Below are 17,425 nucleotides of genomic sequence, written 5' to 3' on the forward strand. Positions count from 1 at the left end.
TAATAAAAAAACGGTGAAAAGGGACCTGATCATTTCTGACAAACGTAAATTAAAAGGAAATAAATATAAGGTTAAATTTCTTTATCTTTCAAGTTTCCCGTCAAAAATCTGATTCCCTCCGCACATGCAACAGCCGGTCAAACCAGCTTTTCATCAGGGCCTTATCTTCTTCGTTCTCTTTTTCAGACGGCGTGAACTTTGGCAAAGCACCCAGGTCAGGCTGCCCGGCATCTACCCAGCAGGTGTACCAGAAATCACCGATCATTTTGACGGACGCCCGCATTTGTCGCTCTACCTGACTTTGCAATAGCCGGTGATAATCTCCCGAAAACTCCCTGGAGTAATTCCTGACCGTGATGCCGTTACGCTCTTCAATGGTAAACTTCTTATCCTCAGGGATTTTGCTGCTCAGTTGTTTCTCAAAAGTAAGTACCGAATCAAGGCCTGCGTTGGCTGTCAGCACCGCGTTCCAGGCTCTTTTAGAGGGGTTTTTAACGTACTCAGCCGAACCCGTGAAGTAATCATAATCTTCAGAGAAAAGCTCGGGAAGCCGCGATTCCCAGAAAGCATGGATACCCACCTGGTTGGTCATCTGACCGTTGTAATTGTGGGTGGTGTGCAGCGGCACATTGGCATCTGCGATGTAATGGCTCAGGTCTGCCGAAATCCTCAGAATCTGCTTCAGGTCTTTTTGGGTAAAAGCCTCCGTCAGCTGATATTTCATTTTCTGGATCTGCCAGGGGACAATCCCGTACGCCATCAGGGTGTCTTCAGTGTAGATTTTAACGGCCTCATTCCAGAGCAAACCAGGCAGTTTTTTCCTGACCGAATCAGGGTAAATGTCAAGGTCGATGTAATGTTTCGGAGCTTCGTCTTTGACGATGTACCTTCTTTTATCAGGATTTACGGCGTTTTCTGTCAGGTATTCAATGTTCTTTTTGTAGAAACCGACCAGTTCTGGAGGCAGCGTAAACACCGCCAGACGCGTGATTTTCTGGTGGGCGTAAAATCCCCAGAAGGGCCTGAAGGCCATTGAAGCAATCAAAAATGCAAGTAAAGCTGTCAGAATAAGGAATTTTCCTTTCATATGGATTCAGAAAAGTTAATGTGTGAAAACTTATATACGCCGCAAAACTAATTATTTTAGCCTTCCATTCTTCTTCAGGATTTCTTTTATTTTTTCAACAGGCAGGGCTTCGATCTTTTTCCCGCCTTTTGCCGTGGTGGTTTCTGCCATAAAAAGTGAATTGATGATGGCTTCTTCGGTGGCTTCGATGGCCGCCACAAACAGGGGAGTCACTGCTTCATTATGAAGCACTTCACCAGATTGCAGCCTGGTGTCCGGGTTGTGTTTGATCCTCAGTTCAGGGGCAGTTGAAGCCGCAACTACGTAATCTCCGCTGCCGTTGGAAGCTATGCCGCCGGTTTTGGCCAGACCCATAAAGGCCCGCTTGGCCAGTCTTTCGAGGTTACGGTCTGAGAGCGGGGCATCGGTCAGCACGACGATCATGCAGGAGCCGTCGGCATCTTTCTGGATTTCCCTGTAAAAAGGATATTTGCCCAGTTCTTTGGCGAGGTTCACCCCATCTATGGTCAGCACGCCACCGAAATTGGTCTGGACAATCACCCCGACCGTGTACCCGCCCAGCGACTTGGGCAGCACCCTGGATGAGGTGCCGATGCCGCCTTTGTAGCCAAAGCATACGGTGCCTGTTCCGGCACCCACGTTACCTTCTTCAATGTTGTCTGTTTTGGCTTTGCTGATGGCTTCGAGTACATGCTCTTCTTTGATCGGAAAACTGCGGCTGTCGTTCAGGAAACCGTCGTTGGTTTCGCCGATAACCGGGTTGACGGAAGCTACGTTGGCGTTGTCAGGTAAACCCAGGGTATATTTAATGACAGCCTGTGCTGCTACGGGCACAGACAAAGTACTCGTCAATATAATAGGTGTTTCGATGTTCCCGAGCTCCGCAATCTGCGTAGTACCCATAAGTTTACCAAAACCATTGCCTACATAAACCGCCGCCGGGACTTTGTTCTGAAAGATATTGCCGTCATGCGGCAGAATGGCCGTCACGCCCGTCCTGATGGTTTCACCTTCTACGAGGGTTTTATGCCCCACTTTCACGCCGGGCACATCGGTAATGGTGTTTAACTTACCTGTTTTGAAAATTCCGGGCTCAATGCCTAAAGCCCTCGCCCGCACTTTCTGAGCATGAACGGTCTGAACTGAAAAAACAAAAAGCAAGACAGGTAATAATCTGTGCATCATGCAATGATTTATGGTTACAATAAATAGTTTCTGTTGATGTAAGTCGCTGCCGCTGATAAAATCCGGCCTGTGAGATTATTGGATAACCCCTTCCTTCCTCTTTCCTCCATTTTCCTTTTTCCATCCTCCGCTAATATAATCATTTTTTATAAGCCTAAAACTCCTATTTTTGTAAAAAAACGTTCATCAATATAATTATGGAGTCAATCTTAAAACAACTTGGCCTGAAAGCCTCAAATCATGGAGTATCCACCGGACTAAATAGCTGGGAAGGCAGCGGAAGTGAACTGACTTCCTGGTCGCCGGTAGACGGAAAAGTGATCGGAAAAGTAAAACAAGCTTCAGCCGACGACTACGAAAAAGTAGTGCTCAAAGCACAGGAAGCCTTTAAAGTGTGGAGAACCAAGCCCGCTCCGCAAAGAGGGGAGATCGTCAGACAAATGGGCGACGCCTTCAGGGCCAACAAAGAAGCCCTCGGCAAATTGGTCAGCTACGAAATGGGCAAAAGCCTGCAGGAAGGACTCGGTGAGGTACAGGAGATCATCGATATTTGTGATTTCGCGGTAGGCCTTTCAAGACAATTGTACGGTCTGACGATGCACTCCGAAAGACCCGCTCACAGGATGTATGAACAATGGCATCCGATCGGAATAGTAGGTGTTATTTCCGCCTTCAATTTCCCGGTGGCGGTCTGGTCATGGAACACCATGCTGGGCTGGGTTTGCGGCGACGTCTGCATCTGGAAGCCTTCGGAAAAAACACCGTTGTCAGCGATAGCCTGTCAGAATATCATCTCGGAAGTTTTGCGTAAAAATAATGTGCCGGAAGGCGTTTCGTCTGTCATCATTGGCGACAGAACTATCGGAGAGTTGTTTTCAAACGACACCAGGATACCGCTCGTTTCTGCCACAGGAAGCACAAGGATGGGAAAAGCCGTCGGTAAGGCAGTAGGAGAGAGGCTCGGCAGAAGTCTGCTTGAACTGGGAGGCAATAACGCCATCATCGTGACAGAAAGTGCAGATCTAAAACTCGTCATTCCGGCGGTTGTTTTCGGGGCGGTGGGTACGGCCGGTCAGCGTTGCACCACCACCCGCAGACTGATTGTCCAGGATACCATAATAGAAGAAGTAAAACAAAAACTCGTTTCAGCTTACAGTCAGATCAAAATCGGTGATCCTTTGGATGTGAACATGCACGTCGGGCCATTGATAGATACCGACGCGGTGGAGGCCTATAAAAAGGCCATCGAAGAAGCCGTCAGCCAGGGTGGAGAGGTGTTGTCGGGAGGTAAAGTGATCAGTTCGGATGCCACGGCTTCCGGTTGTTATGTAGAGCCGACGCTGATAGCTGCAAAGGCACAGACAGCGGTGGTATGTCATGAAACATTCGCCCCGATTCTGTATATCCTTTCATTCAAAACGCTGGATGAAGCCATTGAGCTTCAGAACGGCGTTCCGCAGGGACTTTCCTCGGCTATTTTCTCGCTCAATATCCGGGAAACAGAGCAGTTCCTTTCTGTGACGGGGTCTGACTGCGGCATAGCCAATGTCAACATCGGAACGTCCGGTGCCGAGATCGGCGGAGCCTTTGGTGGTGAAAAAGAAACCGGCGGCGGCCGCGAAAGTGGTTCAGATGCCTGGAAAGCCTACATGAGAAGACAAACCAATACGATCAACTACGGCAACAGCCTGCCGTTGGCACAGGGAATCAAATTTGATTTTTGATTTTTTTAAAAAATATGCGTTGAAAAGGGGTTTGAAGCACATCGCTTCAGACCCTTTTACTTTTTACGAAATCCTGTTTTATTTTTTAAAGATTGTTTTTTAACTTTAGATAAATTATTCAGAATAAGCCGTTTGCCAGAAAACTTTTAACCCAGACTTGAAGTCCATTGAAAACACCTGCAGAACGCCTCACTTTCTATAAAGAGTTGTATTACCGGGAAATTGACAGAAGAAAGGATTTTAACAATGCCATTTCTGTTCCTATTGCATTACTTACCGGCGTGTTCTCCATTCTTTTTTATGTTGTTTCTGTCTATGATTTTTCTCGCTGGATTTTTCAGGATTTTTTATTTTTAGCATCGGTTTTCATCAGTTTTGTGCTCTTTATCGTCAGTGGTTTTCACACGGTTAAGTTTTATGCCAATATTGATGCCGGATTTAAGACCGTGGAGATTCCGGGCCCGGTGCAGATTGATAAATACAGGCTCGATCTGCTTGATTATCACAAAGACCTGGATGAGGCGGATAAAAAACTGACGGACTGGCTGATTTCCGAATACCTGGCCTCAGCCGAAAATTATCAGGTCAATAATGATTTAAAGGCAAGACATTTTTTTAAATTTAAGAGATATTTTATTTACGGCATGAGCATCCTGATCTTTTCAGGTTTTCTGTTTATGCTCAATTTCATCAGGGAAAAGGATCATAAGACGGAACAAATCCATATCAGTCTTGAAATTCCTGATCTTAAATGGAAGAGTGAGTTCGTACTTTCCGGAGATTCATTGAAAAAAGACAGCGTGAAACTAACATTAAAAAAATGAGTAAAGACATTACCAACGGGAGTGAAGAAACCGGAGAGCCTGTACCTCCGAAGAGCCGTTTGCTGGAGGATGCTAGGATGACAGAACCGGTTTCAGGATATGAGATGTATCCCGGCAGTCCGGCTCCGATGCCTGGAAATTCGATCAACACAAGAAAGACAAACCTTTTAGGAACCATCCTCCTGGTTATTTTAGGTGCTTTTATTGTGTTTGGTCTTTATTTGATTTTTACTTCATAAATTCATTTTCTTCAGTTCACTCACGGCAAAATCAGCGGCACGGGCTGTTAAGGCCATGTAGGTGAGCGACGGGTTGACGGCCGAGCCTGAAGTCATACAGGCTCCGTCGGTCACAAAGACATTTTCACAGCCCCAGACCTGGTTGTTTTTGTTCAGGATGGAGTCTTTCTGCGAATGTCCCATTCTGGCCGTTCCCATTTCATGGATGCAAAGTCCGAAGCCTTTCCAGTCGTTAAAAGTGGAAATGTTTTTGAAACCTCCGGCTTCCAGCATTTCCGCGGCGTCATTTTCAATATCGACCCGCATTTTTCTTTCATTCTCTTTATATTCGGCAGACATGATCATCTGCGGCAGGCCCCATTTGTCTTTCTCATCTGCAGAAAGCCTGACGTGGTTCTCCACGTAAGGCAACGTTTCTGCAAACCCCGAAAGCTGTGTGGTCCATGGGCCCGGCTGGGCATGACTTTCTTTCAGCTCCTTTCCGAAACCTTCCGTTTCTGCTCCGAAACCTCTTTTGGTGTTGCCTTCATACGCAAAGCCTCTCAGGTAGTCTCTTTTTTCTGGTCCGATGTTTCTGAATCTCGGGATATAAAACCCGTTGGGTCTTCTGCCGTAATAGTAGCGGTCTTCAAATCCCTCATAAGTTCCCTTGGCACCGACCCCGAAATGGTGATCCATAAGGTATTTTCCCAACACCCCGCTGTCATTACCCAGTCCGTTCGGGAATCTGTCGGAGATCGAATTCATCATGATATAGGTAGAGCCCAAAGCAGAAGCGTTCAGAAAGATGATTTTAGCTGTAAATTCAATTGTCTCATGGGTCAGCTGATCAATCACCCTTACCCCGCTTGCCTTTTTCAGTTTGGAATCATAAATGACAGAATGTACGATAGCGTTTGTGCGTATAGTGACATTGTTAGTTTTCTTCGCGGCCGGCAGGGTAGCGGCCTGGCTGCTGAAATAGGCACCGAAAGGGCAGCCCCTGCTGCACATGTTCCTGTACTGGCATGAAGCCCTTCCCAGGTCGGTTTGTTCTTTGGTAGGTTGGGTAAGATGGGCCTGCCTGGCGTGGATCAGGTGCCTGTCCGGAAACTTCGTTTTCAGAGAAGACCGGAAAGCTTCTTCCACACAATTCAGCGGCATGGGTGGTTGGAAAATACCGTCGGGTAAATGCCCGATACCGTCCCTGTTGCCTGATATACCTGCAAACTTCTCTACATAATCATACCAGGGCTGCAGGTCTTTATAACGGATAGGCCAGTCTATCGCGATGCCTTCTTTGGCGTTGGCCTCAAAATCCATATCACTCATCCGCAAGGCGATCCTTCCCCAGGTAATGGACTTGCCGCCTTCCTGCCAGCTTCTGATCCAGTCGAATCTTTTCTCTTCCACGTAGGGATAATCAATGTCCTTGACAAAGAAGTGGGCGGTGGCTTCTGTGATTTTATTATTGGCCCTTGAAAGTACAGGATAATCTTTGAGATCTTTGAGGGGCATCCGTCCCCGGTGCGGAAATTCCCAGGGTGCTTTGGTGGCCGTAGGGTAGTCTGTAATGTGCTCAACAGCCCTTCCTCTTTCAAGAACCAGGACCTTCAAACCCTTTTCGGACAGCTCTTTTGCCGCCCATCCACCGGAAATTCCGGAGCCGACAACAATGGCATCAAAATTATTTTTAGTTTCACCGCTACCGTTTAAAAACATGAATTTGTTTAGAGTTAGGTTATTTTGGACAAGATATCATGAATTCTGATCAAAAAAAAATCAGAAATTAAAATAATCATTTTCAGGCACTTACACATCATCTGGGCCATTGATTAAATGTCAGATATACAATTAATAAAATTTTATCTTATTTTAATTATATAAGATAATTTTTTTATTAATATTGCTTCCGATTCTTTTAACCTTTTAACAAAAAACTCATGAAAAAAAACTACCCATCAGGAATGATGGGGAAGGGAGTATTGCTACTCTCCCTGTTCCTCTGTTCATTTCTTTCTTTTGCACAGAAAACAGTTACCGGGAAAATCACTGATGGTGAAACCGGAACGGGTCTGCCAGGTGCAACAATTTTGATTAAAGGCAGCACAAAAGGTACCTCTGCCAATGCGGATGGTAATTACTCTATCGATGTACCGGCAGGTGCAACTTTGGTATTCTCTTCTATCGGTTATGTGAGCGTTGAAGAAGCTGTGGCTAACAAGACAGTAATCAACATCACCCTTACCCCTGATTCAAAAGCTTTAAGTGAAGTGGTTGTGACCGGTTATGGTACCCAAAGGAAAAAAGACATCACAGGTGCGGTTACAGTTGTAAGTCCTAAAGAACTTACCGCTACACCGGCTGCCAGTGTTACCCAGATGCTTCAAGGTAGAGCATCAGGTGTGGTGGTTGGTAATGACAACTCTCCGGGTGGAGGAACCATGGTTCGTATCCGTGGATTTGGCTCAATTAACAACAACTCTCCTCTTTACGTTATTGACGGTGTGCCTACTCAGGGTACACTGAACCAGTTGAACCCGAATGATATTGAGTCGATGCAGGTATTGAAAGATGCTTCTGCTGCTTCTATCTATGGTGCAAGAGCTGCCAACGGTGTAGTCATCATCACCACCAAAAAAGGTAAAGCAGGTGAGCCTAACATTTCGTTTGACTTCTACACTGGTACCCAGACCCCGGGCAAAATGCTTGACCTTCTTAACACCCAGGAGTTAGGGCAATACCTTTACGAAGCTGACCTTGGAGCAGGAAAAAACCCTTCGGTGACTTCTCCTTCCGTACAATACAAATTCGGACCAAACGGTGAGCAAACCATTGCTGACTACATCTATCCTAACGTTTACGGTACTCTACCGAGCAATTACACCTATACCAATGATATCGCTGACCCTAAACTGGGAACTACAGCTTTCAACATTACCAAGGCTAATAAGGAAGGTACTGACTGGCAGGATGCTATCTTTGATCCGGCTCCGATTTCGAACTATCAGATCGGTGCAACCGGAGGAACCAATTCAGGTAAATATGCGATCTCGGCCAACTATTTCAAGCAGGACGGTATCCTGAAATACACCAAGTATAACAGATACTCTTTAAGAGCCAATACCGACTTCAAAAAAGGCAGGCTGACTATCGGTGAGAACTTTACTTTCGCCTATGATGAAAGACAAGGTATTACCAACAATGACGAGTCGAACCCGATCATGTTTGCGATCCGTGTTCACCCTATCATTCCTGTATTTGACATCACGGGAGGTCCTGTGGCTTTAGGCGGTACAAACACTTCTCCTTACAATGGTTTTGCCGGTAGTAAAGGGGTTAACTTAGGTAATGCTCCTAACCCGCTTGCCCGTTTGTATCGTGAAAAAGACAACATCACCAAAGGAACTCACGCTTTCGGTAATGCTTTTGCTGAGATTGACATCATTAAAGGTCTTAAAGCCAGAACAAGTTTCGGTCTGGAATACAACCAGTACAACAGATCTGAGTATTTCCACCGTGATATTGAAGCTGCTGAAGCAAGAAATGCGAACAGCTTGAACGTGATCAATAACTTTGATAAGTCCATCACCTGGTTCAATACATTGAATTATGACAAAACCATCGGTGATCACGCCTTCAATGTGTTGGTAGGAACAGAAGCAGTGAGTACTTACTCTGTAGCCTTCCAGGCCAGCAGAAGTGGTTTTGCTTTTGATGACCTTGACTACAGATACCTTGACGCAGGTTCTGCTTCAGGATTGAGCAACGCCGGTGGAGGTGCTACCATGAGCCGTTTGTTCTCTCAGTTTGGTAAAATCAACTACGGCTATAAAGACCTGGTACTTGCCGACTTTACTTTAAGACGTGACGGTTCTTCACGTTTCTCCGCTGCCAACAGATACGGGGTGTTCCCTGCATTCTCTGTAGGTTTACGTATGACTGAGCTTAGCTTTATGAAAGAAGTGAAGTTTGTGGATGATCTGAAAGTAAGAGTAGGTTGGGGTAAAACGGGTAACCAGCTGATCCCGAACGTTTACAACTCATATACCCTTTATGCACCGGATCCTTTGAATAATGCCTATGACATCAACGGTACAGGTTCTTCTATCACCGGTGGTTTTGACCTTGTTCAGTTCGGTAACAACAATGGTAAATGGGAAACCAATACCTCGACCAACATCGGTTTTGATGCTGTTATGTTCAAGAGCAGGCTTGAATTTGTGTTTGACTGGTATAACCGTATCACTTCTGACATGTTGACCCAGATCCAGATCCCTAGAACAGCCGGTACAGGTACTATTCCTTACACCAACATCGGTGAAATACGTAACAGAGGTTTTGATATCGGATTGAATTACAGAGATAAAATTGCTGATTTCCGTTATACAGTAGGTGTTAGTTTCGGACATTACAAAAACGAAGTGTTGAAACTGAACAATGACCCTAATGCAACCGTCTTCGGTTTCACTACCCGTCTTCCGGCTATTTCTGCTACCAAAGCAGGTTTACCGATTGCAAGTTTCTATGGTTACATCGTTGATGGCGTTATCAAGGATAAGGCTGAAGCTGATGCAGCTCCTAAGTTCGGAACTTACACAAGAGAAGGTACTTTCAAATTCAGGGATATCAACGGAGACGGTATTATCACTGCAGCTGACAGAACGATCATCGGTAACCCGCACCCTGATTTCACTTATGGTATCAACCTTAATTTCGGATACAAAAACTGGGATCTGACAATGTTTGCCCAAGGCTCGCAAGGAAATGAGATCTTCAACTATGTGAGATACTGGACAGATTTCAACACCTTCCAGGGTAACAGGTCTAAAGACATGTTGTACAACTCATGGAAGAAGTCGGGAGATGTGGCTAAACTACCTCGTCTGAATTCAGGTGATGCCACCAGCCAGCAGATCTCAAGCTACTTCATCGAAGACGGATCGTACATGAGAATCAAGAACATCCAGTTGACTTATACCATTCCTAACAAATGGATATCTAAAATCGGACTTTCTTCTTCTCAGATTTATGTTCAGGGACAAAACCTGTTCACATTCACAAAATACACCGGACTTGATCCTGATATTAACCTGAGAAGATCGGGTAATGATAACCAGGATATTCACATGGGTATTGATGAAGGAGCATATCCTGTAGCGAAATCATACCTTGTCGGAGTACGTCTTGGCTTCTAATCTTAAAATAAAAATATTTATTTATAATGAAAAAAATACTCATAATAATAGTCTTAATCGGATTCAGCTTTTCCTGCTCCGATGATTTCTTTGACGTGAAGCCACAGGGTAGGGCTTCCATTGAACAGCTGAGCAACAAAAATGGTGTGAATGCTTTGCTTATCGGTGCTTATTCCCTGATGGACGGTGTAGGTTCAGGTAATACAGGCCGTACTTCAACCATCTCCAATTATGTTTTTGGTGGTATTTCAAGCGATGACGCCGTGAAAGGTACAGATGCGGGTGACCAACCTGAGCAGTCTTTTATTGAGCAATACAACTGGCTGGCTGATAATACCTACTTCTTGGGTAAATGGTGGCACCACTATGACGCGGTTGCCCGTGCCAACGAGGTTATACAGATTGTGAGCAGTGCCGCAGTAAAAGACATGACCGATGCGGAGAAAACCCAGGTGATTGCCGAAGCTCGTTTTTTAAGAGGCCATAACCACTTTGAAGCCAAAAAAGTATGGAACAATGTGCCTTATATTGATGAGAAAATTTATGTCGCTGCAGATCCGAATTCTACCAAGATACCGAATACAACGGATATCTGGGCTAACATCGAGGCTGACTTCGACTTTGCCGCTAAAAACCTTCCTGCAGTTCAGTCTCAGAAAGGAAGAGCTACACAGTGGGCTGCAAAAACATACCTGGCAAAAACTTTATTGTTCCAGAAAAAGTGGGCTGCTGCCAAAACTTTGCTTGAAGACGTATATAAAAATTCTGGCAAAAAACTGGTAGCTAACTATCATGACAATTACAGAACTGCCGGAAACAACAATACTGAGTCGATCTTCGAAGTACAGTTCTCTGTTAATGACGGTACCAACGGTAACAACGGTAACGCCGGTGATAACCTTAACTGGCCGTATTCTTCAACTGCACCGGGCAGAGGATGTTGCGGATTCTACCAGCCTTCTCATAACCTCGTGAACGCCTTCAAAACTGAGAATGGTCTGCCTATGATCGGTGATGCTGTTGACGGTTCATTGGATACTTACAATAAAGTAGATCTTCCGAATGATCAGGGAATCACTGCCGCTACTGCCTTTACATTGGATAAAACAGTGCCGGTAGATCCGAGATTAGACTGGACAGTAGGTCGCAGAGGCGTTAACTTCCTTGACTGGGGTCCTATGCCGGGTTCAACCTGGATCAGAGACCAGGTGTATGCAGGTCCATTCACAGGTAAAAAATGGATGTACTATGCAGGTGAGGAAGGAAGTACTACCCACTCTACCAGCAGAAGAAACGTAAACAACAACTTCAGACTTCTGAAATTGTCTCATGTTATTCTTTGGCTGGCTGAATGTGAAGCTGAATTGGGTAACCTGGCTGCAGCTGAAACTTATGTGAACCTGATCAGAAACCGTGCTAAAACCGGTTCAGTTCAGGATGCATCAGTCACTTATGTAGTTGAGCCGTATCCTGCAGGTACATTTGCTGCTAAAGGAGCTAACTATGCTAAAAATGCCGTTCACATGGAGCAACGTCTTGAGTTCGCCATGGAAGGCCACAGGTTCTTTGACCTGGTTCGCTGGGGCATAGCTGAAAAAGTATTGAACAAATACATTGCTGAAGAATCGGTTCAGGGAACAGAACCTTCAGGAAGGAAATTCGGTAAGAGGGGTTATATGGCCGGTAAAACATTTACTGCTAAAAATAACTATTACCCGCTTCCTCAGGATGAAATCCTCAATAGCCAGAAAGACGGAAAACCGACATTGGTTCAGAATCCGGGCTATTAAAATATATATAACCTAAAACCCAAAAAAGAGAGGCTGTCATTGATTTGGCAGCCTCTATCTTTTTATATTCCGTTAAACTTCTCTGTTTCTTAAAGATTCATTTTCTTAAGTTCACTGACGGCATAATCAGCCGCCCGGGCTGTCAGGGCCATGTAAGTTAACGAAGGATTTACGCAGGAGGAAGACACCATAGAGGCTCCGTCTGTCACAAAAACATTTTCTGCCCCCCAGACCTGGTTGTACTTGTTAAGAACCGACTCCTTAGGCGTATGCCCCATCCTGGCCGTGCCCATCTCATGGATGCACCTGCCAAATCCTGCAGGGTTGTCATAAGTGGTTACATTTTTATAACCGCCTGCCTCCAGCATTTCTGCAGCATCATTGGCCATGTCTTTTCTCATTTTTATCTCATTCTCCCTGATCTCGGCAGAAAAACTCAGGACAGGCAAACCCCACTGATCTTTCTGGGTTTCGCTGATGCTGACTTTGTTTTCAAAATAGGGGAGAGTTTCTGCAAATGCCCCCAGGTCCATATGCCATGAGCCCGGATGTGTTACTCTTTCTTTGAAATCGGCTCCGAAGCCATCTTCCGAAACAGGCTGTCTGCGGCTGCTGCCACCTTCATAGCCGAATCCCCTGAGGTAATCCCTCTTGTCGCCGCCGATATTTCTGAACCTCGGGATGTAGAAACCATTAGGTCTTCTGCCGTAATAATACTGATCTTCGAATCCTTCAACACGGGCGTACGCCCCGGCCGAGAAATGGTGATCCATCAGATAATGGCCCAAAACCCCGCTGTCGTTGCCCAGGCCATTTGGAAACCGGTTTGATTTTGAATTCATCAGAATATAGGTGGAGGCCATTGCCGAAGCGTTTACAAAGATGATCTTCGCAAAAAACTCCAGCTCTTCCTTCGTGTTCTGGTCTATTACTTTGACGCCTGAAGCTTTCCCTTTCTGTTCATCATATATAACAGAGCTTACGATAGAGAATGGCCTTACGGTCAGGTTGCCTGTTTTCATAGCGGCAGGCAATGTCGCCGACTGGGTACTGAAATACGCCCCGTACGGGCAGCCTCTCCAGCACATGTCTCTCGACTGGCAACTTGCCCTGCCCAGTGACTTTTGTTCTTCTGTAGGCTCGGTAAGGTGGGCCTGTCTGGGGGGTATCAGGTGTCTGTCTTTAAACTTCTCTTTCAATACGCCTTTCAGATGCTGTTCAACGCAGGTAAGCTCAAAAGGCTTCTGGAATATCCCGTTAGGAAGATGCGGGATGTCTTCATAGCTTCCCGAAATTCCGGCAAAACGCTCCGCATAATCATACCAGGGAGCGATGTCCTTGTACCTGATCGGCCAGTCGGCTCCGACGCCCTCCTTGATGTTGGCTTCAAAATCGAGGTCGCTGTAACGCAAAGCAACCCGGCCCCAGGTCAGCGATTTGCCACCCACCTGCCAGCTTCGGATCCAGTCGAAGCGTTTTTCTTCATGATAGGGGTAGTCCACATCTTTCACAAAGAAATCCTTGGAGGCCTCGGTGATCGTAAAGCCCGTTCTGGCGTGGATAGGGTAGTCTTTCATCTCTTCCAGGGGCATTTTACCATTGTGGTGGGGAAACTCCCACGGAGCCTTCATGGCATGGGTGTAATCCTTGATGTGTTCGATATTCCTGCCACGGTCAAGCATCAGCACTTTTAAGCCTTTTTCGGTCAGTTCTTTGGCTGCCCAGCCGCCTGATATGCCCGAGCCGACGACGATGGCATCGTAGGTCATCTGCTCCTTTGATTTTCCTTGTATTTGCATAGCTTGGGTTAATATTTTAAAGCAAAAATGCCCTGATTACCTCAGAGCATTTTTTATGTTTTTCGAATCAGTTAATTCAGAAAATTAAAGGTTCATTCTTTTCAATTCATCTACTGCATAGGCAGCGGCTCTGGCTGACAACGCCATGTAAGTAAGCGACGGATTGACACAAGAAGAAGAAACCATGGCTGCACCGTCAGTCACGAAAACGTTTTCTGCACCCCAAACCTGGTTGTGGGCGTTCAGAACAGACGTCTTAGGGTCTTTACCCATTCTGGCTGTTCCCATTTCGTGGATACCGATACCCGGAGATTTTTCAGCGTCATTATAAATAGTGACGTCTTTCAAACCTGCAGCTTCGAGCATGTTGGCCGCTTCGTTCACCATTGCTTCTCTCATTTTGTATTCGTTAGGTCCCCAGGCTGCATCAAAATTGATGATAGGCAGTCCCCACTTGTCTTTTTTGTCAGTCAGGGTGAACCTGTTTTTCTCATCCGGCAGAGTTTCACCGAAACCTCCGATGTTGAAGCCCCACGGACCTACCTGGGTATTGGCATTTTTAAGGTCAGCTCCGAAACCGTCGTTGTTGCCTCTTCCTCTGCTTGCTCCGCCCTGGTAGCCGAAACCTCTTACGAAATCTCTCTTATCGCTACCCCAGTTGGCAAATCTCGGGATATAGATACCATTTGGTCTTCTGCCATAATAGTACATGTCTTCAAAACCTTCATATTTTCCTCCTGCTCCGGCTGCAAGGTGGTGGTCCATGATGTTTCTGCCCAATTGGTCAGAAGCATTACCCAATCCGTTAGGGTGGGTTTTGGATTTAGACTGCATCATGATCCATGCCGAGTTAATGGCACTTGCGTTCAGGAAGATGATTTTTGCGAAATATTCTACCTCTTCTTTAGTATTCTGATCGATGGCTTTTACACCTACCGCTTTCTTTTTCTCGTCATCAAAAATGACCTGGTAAACGATTTTATCGTTGATCAGCGTAAAGTTATTGGTTTTTTTAGCCGCCGGAAGTGTAGCTGCCTGGGTGCTGAAATAAGCACCGTACGGACAACCTCTCATGCAACGGTTACGGAACTGGCAGTTAGCCCTTCCCAATTCTGCCTGCTCAGGCGTAGGGGCAGTTAAGTGAGCCACGCGTCCGATGGTGATATTTCTGCCTTTGAATTTGCTCTCAACGGCCTTCTTTACTTCTTTTTCCACACAGTTCATTTCCATTGCCGGCTGGAATATCCCGTCAGGTAATACGTCCAGTCCGTCTCTTGAACCGCTGATTCCGGCAAATTTTTCGACGTAATCGTACCACGGAGCAAGGTCTTTGTAACGGATAGGCCAGTCAACCCCATGTCCGTCTTCGGCATTGGCGGTGAAATCCCTTTCGTTCCAGCGGTAGCTTTGTCTTCCCCACATCAGTGAGCGGCCTCCGGTATGATATCCCCTGATCCAGTCAAATCTCCTGGTTTCATCATAAGGATGGTCAATGTCTTTTTCGAAATGATGACGGTGCTCTTCGTTGGCAGTATAGCCCGTTCTTACACCCGCCCAGTAATCTATTTTAGTCTGATTGTCTACTCTTCCTCTGTGGGTAAATTCCCACGGCTCTTTCATCGCAGTGATGTAGCCTGAAACGTGCTCGATGTCTCTTCCGCGATCAAGCATTAATACTTTAAGACCTTTTTCTGCCAGTTCTTTTGCTGACCAGCCTCCAGAAATCCCCGAACCTACCACGATAGCATCGTAGGTCATCTGTTCTTTTCCTTTTCCTTGAATATTCATTTTAGTATTTTACAGGTTAAATGGTTGTTGCGGACAGAAATCCACAAATCACTTTTGTTAAATTGATTAAAGAGCGTACGCTTTCTGGCCTGGTTCTAATTTGATACAACCTTCATATCTGCCCGGAATCGGGATGAAATCAAGGGCCTTGGTAGCTCCCGGCTCAGAAGTAAAGTACCCGAAAAGGGTCAGTTCTTTGGCCAGTTTGAAGAATGGAACAGGAACTTCCGCTTCTTCTTTCTTTTTTGCACTTTCTTTAACAATACCTGTTTCGGCGTCTACCTGTTTGGCTTTTTCTTCGTTTTTAGCCGCTTCATCGTTAGACTTGGTCTGCATCGTCTTGATGACCTCTATTTTTTGCTCGGGTTTAAGAGCAACAAAACCTGAACCCAGTTTTTTGGATTCTTCTTCAACAGTCTCCAATCCTTTAAGGAAGTGGTTTTGCTGAATTTCTGAATAACAATCACGAAGCATGGTTTCAATAAACGGTCCCACACCGGCTTCTTTGGCACCCGGAGTATCTGTTTTTGGAATAATGACTTCTGCTATTTCAGCAATCAGGGACTGATAATCTTTAGATAAGACAAATCCGGACTCAGCGGCCGTTTTTGATTTACATCCCTCCATTGTGGCAATAAGCGTAGGGATTGAAATAGCCCCACCCATGAGAACTGCTACTCTCTGTAATGCATCTCTTCTATTCAATGTAGTAAAACGTTAAGGTTGACACTAAAATTTTTCATAAGTTAAAACACTCAGGCAGAATGATTTGTCAGGGAGTTTTTAGAAAATAATCACATGCCTGAAATACCAGAGTTAACAACGAATTTCTCTTCATCCTATTATATTCCGGGATCAGAAGATGAAACAGAACGGGCTCTGAAAAACCAGGGTCATTTTGAAAAATATAACTTACTGAATATCATAATCTTAAAGCAGAGAGCTCAAAAATCGCTTTTCTGCCTGTTATTTTCGGGTACCAATATCCAAATTAAATTCCAGAAATCTATGTGAAAGGCATTATTCAGACTTATTCTAATTTAGGTGCATTTTTGCTACTTTTCTGATTTTTGGATAAAGTATTAAATACAAATCCGGGAATTTTTATTTTTTCGGAGATTTTAAGTTTAAAAATGAGCCATTTTTGGTTTGAAAATGCATTTTTATCCGGGATTAAACTAAAAATGAAAATTAGTAATTTCAGAATAATATTCTGTGAAATATTATTTTTATAAAATCATTAAAAGATAATATAAAAAAAATGCAAAATATTTACGAATATTTCTTAATTTTGCAAACCAAACAGAATTTTATTTCGTTATGGTATCAATGAAAACAAATTAAAAATTTTATGAATAAGAGATTATTGAATTATCTGTTTCCTGCCGTACTCTTCGGAGTGTTTACCGGAATCATGGTTTTATATGGTGTTGCATTTACTCCTCCTGCGGCAAAAAAGCAAATGGTGATCTGTTATAAGTTCAAACCTGAGGTAGATCAGGCTAAAATCGAAAAACACATGATCGATTTTAAAGACCTGAAAAGAAACAGCAAGGAAATCGTGGGATACACCGCCGGATTTACTTTAAATGACAGCCCTCAGAAAAAAGACTATGATGTGATGCACCATCTTACCTTTAAAAATGACGAGGATATTGAGAAATACCGTCAAAGTGCTGCTTACAAATCATTTGTGGACAGTCATAAGGATTTGTGGGAGAAAGAATTTGAAGTGAAGGCGGAGATCAAATAAAACCGGCCTACAGGAATAAAAAAAGGCCTGCTTTGTAATAAAGCAGGCCTTTTTTGTAT

12 protein-coding genes are annotated in these 17,425 nt (G+C 44.8%); 6 read left to right on the plus strand and 6 right to left on the minus strand.

Annotated features, from left to right (window positions below; translation table 11 throughout):
- Positions 1-100 precede the first annotated feature (100 nt).
- Positions 101-1,087 carry a zinc dependent phospholipase C family protein gene (locus GVN16_RS08835; protein WP_166563501.1) on the minus strand — a complete coding sequence of 329 codons (987 nt, stop codon included), beginning with the start codon at positions 1,085-1,087 and terminating at the stop codon, positions 101-103.
- 51 nt (positions 1,088-1,138) lie between these two features.
- A complete protein-coding gene (locus tag GVN16_RS08840; protein WP_205748824.1) occupies positions 1,139-2,269 on the minus strand; it encodes a P1 family peptidase in 1,131 nt (376 codons plus the stop codon).
- A 200-nt stretch (positions 2,270-2,469) separates the two neighbouring features.
- Here GVN16_RS08840 and GVN16_RS08845 point away from each other — a divergent pair, with 200 nt between their 5' ends.
- From GVN16_RS08845 to GVN16_RS08855, 3 genes are all read left to right on the plus strand, one after another.
- Entirely contained in the window at positions 2,470-3,996 is a 1,527-nt protein-coding gene (locus tag GVN16_RS08845; protein WP_166563503.1) for an aldehyde dehydrogenase family protein, read from the plus strand.
- Between the two features lie 167 nt (positions 3,997-4,163).
- Positions 4,164-4,820 carry a hypothetical protein gene (locus GVN16_RS08850; RefSeq protein WP_166563504.1) on the plus strand — a complete coding sequence of 219 codons (657 nt, stop codon included), beginning with the start codon at positions 4,164-4,166 and terminating at the stop codon, positions 4,818-4,820.
- Positions 4,817-5,059, plus strand: a complete 243-nt coding sequence (locus GVN16_RS08855; protein ID WP_166563505.1) for a hypothetical protein — start codon at positions 4,817-4,819, stop codon at positions 5,057-5,059. Before GVN16_RS08850 ends, GVN16_RS08855 begins: the two co-directional genes overlap by 4 nt.
- On the opposite strand, the gene GVN16_RS08860 is transcribed toward GVN16_RS08855, so the two are convergent.
- Complete coding sequence (locus tag GVN16_RS08860; RefSeq protein WP_166563506.1) at positions 5,054-6,760, minus strand: GMC oxidoreductase; 1,707 nt, start codon at positions 6,758-6,760, stop codon at positions 5,054-5,056. The genes GVN16_RS08855 and GVN16_RS08860 overlap by 6 nt on opposite strands.
- 221 nt (positions 6,761-6,981) lie before the next feature.
- On the opposite strand from GVN16_RS08860, the gene GVN16_RS08865 reads away from it, so the two are divergent.
- Positions 6,982-10,236 carry a TonB-dependent receptor gene (locus GVN16_RS08865; RefSeq protein ID WP_166563507.1) on the plus strand — a complete coding sequence of 1,085 codons (3,255 nt, stop codon included), beginning with the start codon at positions 6,982-6,984 and terminating at the stop codon, positions 10,234-10,236.
- A gap of 26 nt (positions 10,237-10,262) precedes the next feature.
- On the plus strand, positions 10,263-12,026 hold the full coding sequence (locus GVN16_RS08870) for a RagB/SusD family nutrient uptake outer membrane protein (RefSeq protein ID WP_166563508.1): 1,764 nt from the start codon (positions 10,263-10,265) through the stop codon (positions 12,024-12,026).
- Between the two features lie 89 nt (positions 12,027-12,115).
- Here the strand turns inward: GVN16_RS08870 and GVN16_RS08875 are convergent, their stop codons facing one another.
- The 3 genes from GVN16_RS08875 to GVN16_RS08885 all read right to left on the minus strand — a co-directional run bounded on the left by GVN16_RS08875 (position 12,116) and on the right by GVN16_RS08885 (position 16,318).
- Positions 12,116-13,825: a GMC oxidoreductase gene (locus tag GVN16_RS08875; RefSeq protein ID WP_166563509.1), complete on the minus strand. Its 1,710-nt coding sequence runs from the start codon at positions 13,823-13,825 to the stop codon at positions 12,116-12,118.
- Positions 13,826-13,909: 84 nt separating this feature from the next.
- A complete protein-coding gene (locus tag GVN16_RS08880) occupies positions 13,910-15,613 on the minus strand; it encodes an FAD-dependent oxidoreductase (RefSeq protein WP_166563510.1) in 1,704 nt (567 codons plus the stop codon).
- 66 nt (positions 15,614-15,679) lie between these two features.
- A complete protein-coding gene (locus GVN16_RS08885) occupies positions 15,680-16,318 on the minus strand; it encodes a gluconate 2-dehydrogenase subunit 3 family protein (RefSeq protein WP_166563511.1) in 639 nt (212 codons plus the stop codon).
- Between the two features lie 646 nt (positions 16,319-16,964).
- Between GVN16_RS08885 and GVN16_RS08890 the strand changes: the two genes are divergently transcribed.
- Complete coding sequence (locus GVN16_RS08890) at positions 16,965-17,366, plus strand: Dabb family protein (protein ID WP_166563512.1); 402 nt, start codon at positions 16,965-16,967, stop codon at positions 17,364-17,366.
- Positions 17,367-17,425: the final 59 nt, after the last annotated feature.

It is taken from the genome of Emticicia sp. CRIBPO, assembly GCF_009905725.1.
Taxonomy (GTDB): Bacteria; Bacteroidota; Bacteroidia; order Cytophagales; family Spirosomataceae; genus Leadbetterella.